We start from the raw sequence: 12,490 nt of genomic DNA on the forward strand, positions 1-12,490 counted from the left end.
GATGTTTTTAATAGTAAGAATGTACTTGTTATAACTTGTTAAACCCAACAAGGGAATTCTTCAAGGAGAGTGTGTATGGAAATTATAACTTATATATATTCACAGGATATAAAAGATACTATCAAGGATTGCTTTAATAAAAAAGGAATAAAGAATCATGACATATATGATATAAAAGATATTATCTGTGCTTTAAAGAGAGAGAAAAGAACTTTACTTATGATTGAGATAGATAATGATAATGAGGAGCTTAAAAATTTATTAGTTAAATTTAAATCTATTAATCCACTTTGTGAAATAGTAGGATTATTTTATTTAGAGCAGCACTATTTGGCTACTGAGTTTGTAAATTTAAAATTAGTTAGTGGTATAGGGTTTATTCCTATGAATTATAAGGAGTTTAGTAAAATTATTAACTTTTTTATAAATTCACGAAAGGATATTACTAATACAATAATAGAAAATATATCAGATAAGGACTACGTGATAAAGGATATTTTATCAATGGAATACATATATGATTTAATATACGGAAATATTGGAAGAATAAAAACTTTAAAAGAGACTACAAAGTTAATGGGCTTAATAAAGGTACCCCAATTAGTATTAACTCTTATGTGCGATGATTTCTGGAATATTTGCGAAAGCTTAGATAATAGGGAAAGATATAATGTAAAAAGAAAAATTTTAAATACAGTTAGGAATGCACTTAAAAGTAAGTGTAGAGGGGTATCCGCAACGTTAATTGGAACAGATAAAATTGTTATATTACTAGATTGTTATCCAATGAAAGAAAAAGAAGCAGAAAACTTTGGATTTGAAGTAGCAGAAAAGATAAGGAAGTATATTAATGAAAAAACTATATATACCGTAACTATTGGAATTAGCAGCTTTTCAAAAGACTATAGAGAACTTTGGAGAGCATACGAGGAATCCTTTAAAGCACTTACACATTCATTTATAAGAGGAGATAACAGTATTATTAGATATGATGAAATAAAATCTAAAGATAATGTTAGTTACGAAAGATATCTAAATGAATTTGAACAAAAACTAATTAGATGTATAAGTAGTACAAGCCGTGACGAATTGGAGACATCTTTTAAAAGTATATGTAAGTTTCTAACAATCAGTGGTTATAATCCAGAAACTATAAAATCAATAATAATAAAAATTTTATTTCAAGTTGTTCAATATTGCTATAATGTGGGCATAGATTTTAAATTTTTATCTAAAATAATGATAGATTTAATGGTTGAAATTCTTAAAACAAATTCCTTTAAAAGCATTGAGGTTATTGGGAGTAAATTTCTTAAATTGATATCAGAGAAAATAAGAAATTTACACCATAGTGATAAAAGTACTGTAATGAATACAGCTGTAGCATATATTAACAAATATTACTACACAAATTTAACCTTAGAAGAGGTGGCTGATGTATGCAATTTAAGTCATTTTCATTTTAGTAGAGTATTTAAGAATTATTGCGGAGTGAATTTTATTCAATATTTAACAAACTTAAGAATTGAAAAAGCAAAGCAGTTTTTAATTGAAAGTAGTGCAACCATTGAGGAAATATCAGAAAAAGTAGGATACAAGGAAGTTTCTTATTTTAGTAAAACATTTAAAAAGATTATGGAGATGTCCCCTAGCCAATATAGGAAAATTAAGTAGCAAAAAAATACAAATATTAAGCAATAATATTAATGGTTTAAAGTTATGAATTATCATAATATTTAAATATGATAATTCAGAACTTTGCATTTTCAAGGAGGTGTGGGACGAAAATGCAGTGTAATCTTAGTAAAATTTTATAGGGGGAATATTATATGGAAACTATGAAAAAAACTCAAACTAGCAATAATCTACTTATTAACGCATGTAAATTTGTATTTTTAAGCTTGATTGGTATAATAATGTTTTTTATTCCAATAACTATTGGTGGAAGTAATTCTGTACTACTTGACCACATTACCATGTATATAATGAAGAGCTTTCCTTTGGTGGGGAAGAATTATGCCCTTATTGTAATATTAATAGGCACTATTTATCCATTTTATAATAAATCATGGAATAAAACAAAAACAGATTTAGTATTTTCTCTTTTCAAAATTGTAGGGGCGATAGTTACTATTTTAGTTTATTTTAACATAGGACCCGAGGCAATATTACGTCCGGACTTTGGACCATTCTTATTTAATTCTCTTGCCATACAAGTAGGAATTCTCATACCTATAGGTTCAATATTTTTAACATTTTTAATTGGATATGGATTCATAGATGCAATTGGTATACTAGTAAGACCTATAATGAGGCCTATATGGAAAACTCCAGGCCTTGCAGCGGTGGATGCGGTTGCTTCATTTGTAGGAAGTTCAGTAGTAGGACTTTTAATTACAAATAACTTATACAAAGAGAGAAAATTTAATGCAAAGGAAGCTTGTATAGTTGCAACGGGATTTTCAACAGTTGCAGCAACATTTATGATAGTTGTTGCTAAAACATTAGGCATAATGGAAATGTGGAACACATTCTTTTGGGTTACCTTCGCAGTAACTTTTACAGTATCAGCTTTCACAGCAAGATTAAGACCGTTAAGAACAAAGCCTGAAACTTATTACAAAGGCCAGGAAGGAATCAAAGAAGAAAAACTTGAAGGAAACATAATTGTAAATGCTATAAAGGAAGGATTAAGGGTAGCAAGTGAAGCTAAACCATTTTGGACAAGCACTGTAGAGTGTGTAAAGGATGCTCTTCACTTAGTAATGGGATTTTTACCAAACTTTATGTCCATGGGAATTATAGGATTATTACTTGCAGAGTACACACCACTTTTCAATATTTTTGGATATCTATTTTATCCATTTACCCTTTTATTAAAAATTCCAGAACCAATGTTAGCAGCAAAGGCAACCAGCCTTGGACTTGCAGAAATGTATTTACCAGCACTAGTTGCAGCAGGTGCACCACTAGTTACAAAATTTGTCATAGGTGTTGGATGCGTATCTGGAGTTTTAATGTTTACTACAACAATTCCTGGCATTGTATCAACTGAGATTCCTTTATCAATTGGAGAGTTAGTTGTAATATGGTTCGAAAGAGCAGTTCTTACGCTAATAATTGTAGCACCTATTGCACATTTGATTCTATAATATTCAAAACTAATATTACAGGTTAATTGAGGAGGGATTACATGAGTAACATTAATGAAAAGTTAAAGGAATTATCCGAGGCAGTCATTGTCTATGATAAGGATAAAACAATAGAAGTAGTTAAAGAGTTGCTAAGTTTAGAACTTGAACCTAAAAAGATAATAAATGATGGTCTTTTAGTTGGGATAGAAGTTGTTAAAGATAAATTTGATAAGCTTGAGTATTTTTTACCAGAGTTAATTTTTGCATCAGAAGCAATAAAGGCATCTATAGATCTTATAATTGAAAAATTGCCTGAAAATGAGAGAGAAGAACTTATATGCGGTAGAGTTGTCATAGGTACCCCAAAGGGAGATATACATGATGTAGGTAAGAATATATTTGCAACCCTTCTTATGGCATCAGGGGTTAAGGTTTATGATATTGGTATTGACAAGCACATAGATAGCTTTATAGAAAAAGCTAAGGAAGTAAATGCAGATATTATTGCTATATCTTGCCTTATGACAACAAGCTTAATTCAACAAAAGGAGCTTATAGAAGATTTAATAAGACTTGGAATTAGAGACAAGTATAAGATAATTCTTGGCGGAGGAGCTGTTCAAGAAAATTGGGCAAATAAAATTGGAGCTGATGGATATGCTGTTGATGCTGGAACAGGAGTCACCATGACAAAGTCATTGCTGAGAAGATAATCATAAAAGGAGGGATAAAATGTATCTTAATACAATTGAGCTAATGGATAGAGCTATGAATACAGGGGAAAAGATGGAAGCTAGGGATTTTGACATGAAGGTTTATAAGGAGACAACAAGGCTTGTAAAGAAATATGGAATTAAATTTGATAAAGAAAACGTTGTTAATTTAGATGATGATATGGCAGATAGGCTCTTTCAAGCTGGTAAAGAATTTTACCTTAGCATGGGAACCTATACAATGGAGACAAAGAGAATTATTAGGGCTACTGAGAAAGAAATAAACAAAATTATATCAGAGCTGCCTTTTGAAATATCTATAGGACAGGGAAAAGATACAAGGATTATGAAACATAGATTTGTTGAAGACAGCGTACTTCCTACTATTCAAGGAGGAGTTATTGGAGGAAAGGCAACAGAAAGTATGTTGCTTCCACTATATCAAAGTATTGCACAAGAGAAATTAGTGGATTCCTTTTACTTTGATCCTCCACATGTTATAGAGGGTAGACCTGTTATGTTTGGAAGCCCAACAGAAATTTATGCAGCAAGGAGTACAGTGGTAAAAGTAAGGGAAGCAATTCAAAAGGTCGGAAGAGGCGGAATGCACCTTCTTGGAGGTTGTGGTTCAGCAGTTGCAGATATTAGCACATGCTTTGAAGGGGGAATAAGGACAACGGATGGAATATGCTCTCATACCACATCAGAACTAAAAACAGATTTTGATGCTCTTAATAAAATAATGCATACAATTCAATATGATTGTTTAAGACAGGTTTGGTGGGCTCCTGTTATAGGTGCCTTTGCTGGTGGAGCAGAAGGTTCAGCAGTTGCTGCAGTAGGAGGGCTTTTCCATGCAGCACTTATAGGGCAAGCGCATTTAGGATCAGCATATTTAGATTTACAAGTAACTCCTTATTATAATGCAGGAGCAACAGATAGAATGTCTCTTTGGATATTAACTGCTGCAGGACAAGCGATAGCAAGAAATTCAAATGCAATTCTACAAGGAACTGTAACTACATCAGCAGGACCAGGTACAAAGCTAATGTTATATGAAATAGCAGCTTCTGTTATTGCACAAACAGTTTCAGGATATCATATCTTTGGCGTAAGAATACAAAAGCCAACTAAAGATAATCATGGAACAGGACTTGAATCAAGATGGCTTGGTGAAGTTACCAGAGCAGCTATAAAATTAAATCGTAAGGATGCAAATAAAATTATAAATAAGCTTTTTCAAAAGTATGAATCATATATTGGAAATGCACCTGATGGATATAGCTTTGAGGAATTATATGATGTAGAAAAGATTGCACCAAAGGACAGTTATTTAACTATTTATGAAGAAACAAAGAAGGAACTTTTTGATATGGGAATACCTTTTGAAAATATTTAAATGAAGCAGGTGAGAGGATGAGTAATATTTATAGTCTTAATTTTAGATGTAATAAAGATGTAGTTATGAGGTGTATAAATTGTAAAAAAACTAGTCCTCTCTACAGTAAAGTTGTTGATATTTATGATGAAATGTTAAATAGGGCTAAATCACTTGTAAATATTAAAGGAAGTTTTAAATTTGTAGAAGGGGAACAAGTGGAAGAGTATTTTAAGGAATATGAATACTTTGTTCCATGTATTGTAACTCTTGGGGAAGAAATTATCAAGGAAATTAGTAATTTGTTTAAGAAAAATCAATGCATGAAGGCTATTATTTTGGATGAAATTGCTTCACAAGCATTATTTAATGCTACAAAAGAAATGTTTGATTTTATCTTAAAAAATGCCGATGAAGAGGGTTTAAACTTAACTCCAAGATTGTCTCCTGGTGATAACTCCATACCATTGGAATTTCAACAAGCCATCTTAAGCACTTTTAATCAGGAGGGAAGTCTTGGGGTCTCTCTTACAGAAGCTTTAATGCTAAATCCAATAAAATCAATGACTTACTATTATGGGGCGGGAAAAGATTTAGAAAGATGCACGGCTGATCATGATTGCAAAGGATGCGGTAGGATGAATTGTGTATATAAAAAAGAAGAATTAATAAAAATAAAAGTTATTGAAAATGACGAGGTTTCTGAAGTTTATGGTAAATCAGGAGATAATTTATTAGATATTTTAAGAAAAAATGATATATTTGCCGATTCTCCCTGTGGCGGAAGTGGAAAATGTGGTAAATGCAAAATAAAAATCATTCAAGGTAACTGTGATTATAAGGAAAATCATGAAAAAAGGCTATCAGATGAAGAATTAAAAGCAGGAATCCGACTTGCTTGTTTTACGTACTTAAGTGAGGAATTAAAAATTCAAATAATAAATAACATGAAAAATTATAACATATTAACGGAGTATTCTAATTCACTAAATTCCGTAAATCCGAAAATAGAAATTTTAACTTTAAATGAAATTAGTAAAGACTTAAAAGATGGAATTAGTATGACAGAATTAATTGATAGTGAGATAGGTAATAAACTAAAATATTCATTAAAATCATTACAAAATTTAGCTAAAGTATTTAATGAGCCTACAATAAATATTGTATTACAGGATGACTATGTAATAGATATATCATCAAAACATTCTATGCAATCCCTTGGCATTGCTATGGATATTGGTACTTCAACAATAGTTTTAAAAGTTATCAGCTTGATTAATGGCAGTGAAATTGGAAGTTACTCTGTTTTAAATCCTCAAAAACAGTTTGGTGCGGATGTAATAAGTAGAATCCAATATGATATGATTGAACAGGATGGGAAATTAACTAAGCTAATAAGGAAATGTATTGATAGTAGTATTGAAAAAATGTGTAAGGATTTATTTATAAACTATGAGGATATTCATAATATAGCGGTTGCAGCTAATACAACTATGCTTTATTTTTTACTTGGAATTAATCCTAAGGATTTAGCAACAAGTCCATTTACTACAGTTGTTTTAGATAAACAAACATATAACTATTATGAGATTTTTGAAAATAGTAACATAAAATGTGAAGTTAATATACTGCCGTGTATATCTGCATATATAGGTGCTGATATTTTTTCTGGAATGATGCATAAGGATTTTCACAACTTGGATAAAACAACGTTATTGATTGACATAGGAACCAATGGAGAAATGGTTATTGGAAATAGTGAAAAAAATCATTGCACTTCAACAGCTGCAGGACCTGCCTTTGAAGGTGCAAATATTATCAATGGAGTTGGCAGTGTTGATGGTGCAATAAATAAGGTTTACATGAAAGATAAAGATATTTGTTTTGAAACTATTAATAACCTGCCACCAATTGGTATATGTGGTTCTGGAGTAATAGACATTATTTCAGTTTTGTTAGAAAACAATATGATTGATAAGACAGGGAGATTAACTTTAGAAAATATGAAAAGCTCCATACCAATAGCTATTAAGAAAAATAAAGCTATAGACTTTTATCAAAGGGACATTAGAGAGGTTCAATTAGCTAAATCTGCAATTAGGACAGGGATGGATATTTTAATTAGTAGATTTGGATGCAGTTACAGTGAAATTGATGAGGTTCTTGTATCAGGAGGTTTTGGGAATAATATTAATGTGCAAAATGCAGTAAAGATAGGATTAATCCCTAAAGAGCTTAAAGAAAAAGTGAAATTTATTGGGAATAGCTCCCTTGGAGGAGCGGTTAAATATCTGCTCAATAAAGATTCTGATAAAATGATTGATGATATAAAAGCAAAAACCAGTTTTTTTGACCTAGGGACAATTGAAGAATTTAATCAAAAATATATTTACAACATGTATTTTTAATAAAGAAATAGTTAATTATACGATTTTTATAATACTGAAACATACTTTAAAGGTACTAGAAGCAAAATTCTAGTACCTTTAAAATTTACTTTTAACATTAATTAAAATATAATTGAGAAAGAGATAATGTTAGCTAAATCAAATATGTATGATATACGCGATATTAGAAGGAGAACAAAATTGATGGATATATCAAAAGAAAAGGAATATGAAGATTTAACATTTAGGGGATTAAAAAAAATTAATGAAAATGTAAGAGATAAAACTTTTATAAGTTGTGAGTTTAATAATTGTGATTTTACACAAACAGATTTTTCAAACTCAAAGTTTGAAGACTGTACTTTTAATGAATGTAATTTGACGTTAGTGAAATATGATGATGTGAGGCTAAGAAATGTAAATTTTAAAGGTTGCAAATTAGTAGGAGTAAACTTCAATAAGTGCGATACCTTTATACTAGAAATTGGATTTCAGGACTCTTTAATTGAAAACTGCAATTTTTCTAGTTTGGTATTAAAAAAATCCTTGTTTAAAAATTCTAATATCTTCGAAAGTGATTTTGTAGGAACAGATTTAACAGAATGTGATTTTACATCTTCAAATTTAGGTGGGACTATATTCGATAATTCCAATTTATCAAAGGCGAATTTTTCTGATGCCAAGGATTATGATATTAACCCATTAAATAATATAGTTAAGAAAGCAGTATTTACTATGCCAGAAGCGATGATGCTTTTAAGACATTTTAATATAACTATAAAATAAAAAGGGGTAAGATTATGGAAGTCAAACAAATTTGTGAAAAATCCACTGCTTATGTTTATGACGAAATCGAAAGTTATTTAACTAGTGTCTTTTTAATAGAAAAGAAATCTAAAATTTATCTTATTGATACCTTTTGTGGATCAGATAGCATGGAACCAATTATAAATGAAATAAATAAAATTTCACATAATAAAGAAGTTATAGTCATCAATACTCATTTTCATTGGGACCATGTATGGGGAAACTGTAGCTTCAAAGGAAATAATATAATAAGCCATGAGTTGTGTAGAAAGTTACTCGATAAATTTTGGGAAGAACAAATAAATAAAAATGGTGAATATATATTTGGGAAGGCAGAAAAACATCTACCGAATATAACTTTTAAAGAAAAGATTGCTTTTGAAGATGATGGTATAGAGTTATTTCATAGTCCAGGCCATACTGTTGATTGTATATCTATATTTGACCATGAAGAAAGAATATTATATGTAGGAGATAACTTAGAAAAACCTATAGTGTATGTTGAAAATGATGATATTGATACATACATTAGTACATTAGAAAATTATTTGAGCTATAACCCAAAGAAGATAGTAGCAAGTCATACACTAGAGATAACAAAGGAAGATTTGTTAAACACAATTAAATACTTAAAGTCTTTACAAGCTAATGGACAAATGGAATTTCAAACAGAGTATGAAAGAAAAATACATAAAGAAAATCTAAGGATAGTACATAAAATGTGTATTTAAATGAAATGGTGTTTTCTGCAAAGAAAGCATCATTTTAGTCAAATGGGGTTAAGGAGTTACCAAGGGAACTTATAATAACAAATAATAATGTAATAAGATATTTATTGAGGGAGAGAACAATATGAAATTAATAAGGGAAATAACTGAAAAGGATATTACAAATAAAGAAACTTATGAAGAGATAAGTTATAAAATAAGAAAGGCATCAAGAGCCATTGTATTTAATGAAGAAAATAATATAGCAATACTTAATGTTTCTAATGACAATTATCATAAGCTTCCTGGTGGTGGAATTGAAAAAGATGAGGATATAATCACTGCATTAAGACGAGAATTAATAGAAGAAGTTGGAGTAGAAGTAGATGTCATAAATGAATTAGGAATGATAATTGAATACAGGGATAACTTTAAACAACTACAAATTTCTTATTGTTATTTATGTAAAGTAGTAGGAGCATATCAAGAAACGTCCTTTACAGAAGAAGAAAAAAATAATGGCTTTATATTAGAATGGGTAAGTTTAAATGAAGCAATTTCTATTTTAGAGAAGGATAATCCGGAAAAGTACATGGGGAAATTTATAAGAAAAAGAGACTTGGAATTTTTAAAGAATGTAACGATATAGAAATATTACGACGGTTTTTAATACTCTGGGTTGCATAGAATTTTCATCTAGGAAGGTCATTGAGTTATGGTAACATCTCAGCAAACTGAGATGTGCTGATTTATAACGAAATCATAGATTTCTATAAATCATGCAATAACGGCTAATATTTATAAATTAAAAGTTCCTACCCCCCTCTAAACTCGCTTTCGCTCAGACAGTAGGAGGTTCTTAACGGAATTTTTAATTTATAAATAAAGCCGTTTTAACGCTTATTCAATGTCTTCTACGATAAAAATTCTATGCTTCTAGAGCATTAAAAAGTTCTTCATGTGAACTGCTGAAGGAAGAAATTTAGCTAACTGAATTTCTAAGATATTTTAGTACTTATCACATAAAAATCTTTTAGGGCGGCAGCCCGGCACGTTACCAGAACTTATACTAAATAAATGAAAAAATTTAACTTATAAGTTCAAGATAATATAATACAATAAAATATTTTTGATAAAAAATAAAATGGCGAATACTTTACCACCTATCGGTCTGCGGGCTTACCAGCACTTTGGTAAGTGTCAATTTAAAGGAAGTTCGTCAAAACGAAATTCCTTCCTTCAGCAGTGTGAATGGAGACATTTTTAATTTTAAAGTCACTGTTTTTTAAAAGGTAATATATAATGCAAAACTGGCTCTGATGAAGTTTCAAGCCTTACATTAACTTTATTTTTAGGAAGTAAATTAAAGCCTAGTGGATCAGTAGTTAATAAATTTATCCAATAATTACTTTTAGCAAAGGAAAGTTTGAAATAAAAAGATATCAAACTTGTAATGTCCTCTGAGATTATTTCAATGGAGTTCTTTATTCCCTTAAAATCTTCATTGCTATATATTACAATGGACAATAGGGATTCATTAATGTCTTTTATAAAGTCATAAAATTTACTCTCAGTATTAGTTTTTTTTATCAAATCAGAGAGAGATAAGTCCTGTGTGTCTTTATTATGAATATAGAGATATGCAAAATCATTAAATAAACTTTTGATTTTTTCCAGTTTTTCAGGATTAATTTCATATGCTATAAGTGATAAATTTAAGTCCTCTATTAAGTGTTTGAGAAATAAGTTTAAACCATCTATATTACTGTGTTCAGTAACTAAAGATACAAACTTATCATAGGGCAATCCTTCATAAGGGGCATGACTAATGTATGTTACCATGCTCGTAACTGCACTTTTATTGTATTGTGCTAATTCATAAACAATTTCAACAGAATTCATATAGCACATATCAAGAACCAATGTATCAATTTCACATTTTGAACTTTTACCTGCAGAGTTAATAGCCTCAATCATTTCAGGTATGCCCATAATATAAGGTGCATTTAAGCTTAAATCCGTCATACATCCTATAAAATTTGAACCATGATCAGACAATACAATCATATATTTTTCAGCTTTGTAATTGTCAAATCCCCATTTTATAAACTTATATAAATTATTTGGGTCTGCCATATTAATTTTTCCTAAATCCTCTATTAAGTAAGACATAGGATTTTTTATATAATATCGTCTTACACCAATCCAGTTATTAATACCAATGGCTTCATTAAAATCTATAAGTCCAATTTGCATAATTACATTGACATTTTCGTTAGAACCAGACTTTTCACAATCTAGCATGTTTTTGTATATAACATCAATCATTTCGTTATTGCCATCGGCATAAATTAAAATAGTCCATTTTTTTACTTCACTCATCTAAATCATCCTTTATGAAAGTTGTGTAATTATCCTTTAATCACCGCTCCTAGTTCTTAACTCTTAAAGTTGGGAAGTGATATATTTAGTAGAGACCAGTGCTAGGACTGGGTAAACTTCTAATTTATAATATGAAGGCAAAGTAGAATTAGTTATAAACTTACTTGATAAATTTTTTTATAGATCTAAAGGTTTATGGTAAGATATACTAGAATGGATTTTTAATTATAGGAGGATAAGTTAATGTATTATGGAGAAAAGGTTTGCTTAAGAGCTTATAAAGAAGAAGATATTAATATAGCAACATCGTTTGTTAATGATAAGGAACTTAAAAAGTTTTTAGTTACAACTATACCATTTCCAATGAGCTTGTGGGAAGAAGAGACTTGGATAAAATCTCAAACTGCTAATCAAAGCGGTGAATATAATTTTGCAATAGAGGATGTAAAAACTAATAAATATATTGGAGGTTGTGGCATTCAAAAGGTGAACTGGATATCACGTGTTGCAACGGTTGGAATAATGATTGGAGATAAGGAGTATTGGAGCAAGGGGTATGGAACTGATGCCATGAAAGTGTTAATGGAGTTCATATTTGAAAATATGAATATTAACAAAATAAGGTTAAGTACATTTTCTTTCAATGAAAGAGCTCGAAAATGTTATGAGAAATGTGGATTTAAAGTAGAAGGCGTTTTAAAAGATGAGATATTTAAGGAAGGAAAATACTATGATGAGATAATCATGGCTGCCTTTAAAAGAAATATAACATTTTAAAATCTATTTAATAAAATATAGGATTAGTCCCTTTACACAACAAAAATTTTGTTGGAAATTAGGTACTATAGAATGGTGAGTGAAAAAGAAATTGCAATTCAATTTCTTTTTTTATTTGTTATAGTAACTATGCAAGTCATGAAAACCAGTAATATTATTTATAATATTTGTGGAAAAATATTCACAAAAACATATTGTAAAACAT

Annotated in this window: 10 protein-coding genes; 9 read left to right on the top strand and 1 reads right to left on the bottom strand. The window is 29.8% G+C overall.

Going from position 1 to position 12,490, the window contains the following annotated elements; all coding sequences use genetic code 11:
- The first annotated feature begins 75 nt into the window (after positions 1–75).
- From DP68_RS14225 to DP68_RS14260, 8 genes are all read left to right on the top strand, one after another.
- Complete coding sequence (locus DP68_RS14225) at positions 76–1,674, top strand: helix-turn-helix domain-containing protein (protein ID WP_035310638.1); 1,599 nt, start codon at positions 76–78, stop codon at positions 1,672–1,674.
- A 155-nt stretch (positions 1,675–1,829) separates the two neighbouring features.
- Positions 1,830–3,152: a YjiH family protein gene (locus DP68_RS14230; protein ID WP_052085819.1), complete on the top strand. Its 1,323-nt coding sequence runs from the start codon at positions 1,830–1,832 to the stop codon at positions 3,150–3,152.
- A gap of 41 nt (positions 3,153–3,193) precedes the next feature.
- Positions 3,194–3,847, top strand: coding sequence for a cobalamin-dependent protein (locus tag DP68_RS14235; RefSeq protein ID WP_035310640.1), 654 nt, complete (start codon positions 3,194–3,196; stop codon positions 3,845–3,847).
- Positions 3,848–3,866: 19 nt separating this feature from the next.
- The gene (locus DP68_RS14240; RefSeq protein ID WP_035310642.1) at positions 3,867–5,246 is read left to right on the top strand and encodes a monomethylamine:corrinoid methyltransferase; all 1,380 of its coding nucleotides are present in this window, start codon (positions 3,867–3,869) and stop codon (positions 5,244–5,246) included.
- Between the two features lie 17 nt (positions 5,247–5,263).
- Positions 5,264–7,633, top strand: a complete 2,370-nt coding sequence (locus DP68_RS14245; RefSeq protein ID WP_035310644.1) for an ASKHA domain-containing protein — start codon at positions 5,264–5,266, stop codon at positions 7,631–7,633.
- 183 nt (positions 7,634–7,816) lie between these two features.
- The gene (locus DP68_RS14250; RefSeq protein WP_035310646.1) at positions 7,817–8,398 is read left to right on the top strand and encodes a pentapeptide repeat-containing protein; all 582 of its coding nucleotides are present in this window, start codon (positions 7,817–7,819) and stop codon (positions 8,396–8,398) included.
- A 14-nt stretch (positions 8,399–8,412) separates the two neighbouring features.
- Entirely contained in the window at positions 8,413–9,150 is a 738-nt protein-coding gene (locus DP68_RS14255; RefSeq protein WP_035310647.1) for an MBL fold metallo-hydrolase, read from the top strand.
- A gap of 121 nt (positions 9,151–9,271) precedes the next feature.
- Positions 9,272–9,775, top strand: coding sequence for an NUDIX domain-containing protein (locus DP68_RS14260; RefSeq protein WP_035310650.1), 504 nt, complete (start codon positions 9,272–9,274; stop codon positions 9,773–9,775).
- A 626-nt stretch (positions 9,776–10,401) separates the two neighbouring features.
- On the opposite strand, the gene DP68_RS14265 is transcribed toward DP68_RS14260, so the two are convergent.
- A complete protein-coding gene (locus DP68_RS14265; protein ID WP_035310654.1) occupies positions 10,402–11,508 on the bottom strand; it encodes a clostripain-related cysteine peptidase in 1,107 nt (368 codons plus the stop codon).
- A gap of 243 nt (positions 11,509–11,751) precedes the next feature.
- Here DP68_RS14265 and DP68_RS14270 point away from each other — a divergent pair, with 243 nt between their 5' ends.
- Positions 11,752–12,285, top strand: a complete 534-nt coding sequence (locus DP68_RS14270; protein WP_035310656.1) for a GNAT family protein — start codon at positions 11,752–11,754, stop codon at positions 12,283–12,285.
- Positions 12,286–12,490 lie beyond the last annotated feature (205 nt).

Origin of the sequence: Clostridium sp. HMP27 (assembly GCF_000765165.1) — a bacterium.
Lineage (GTDB): Bacteria > Bacillota > Clostridia > Clostridiales > Clostridiaceae > Clostridium_AK.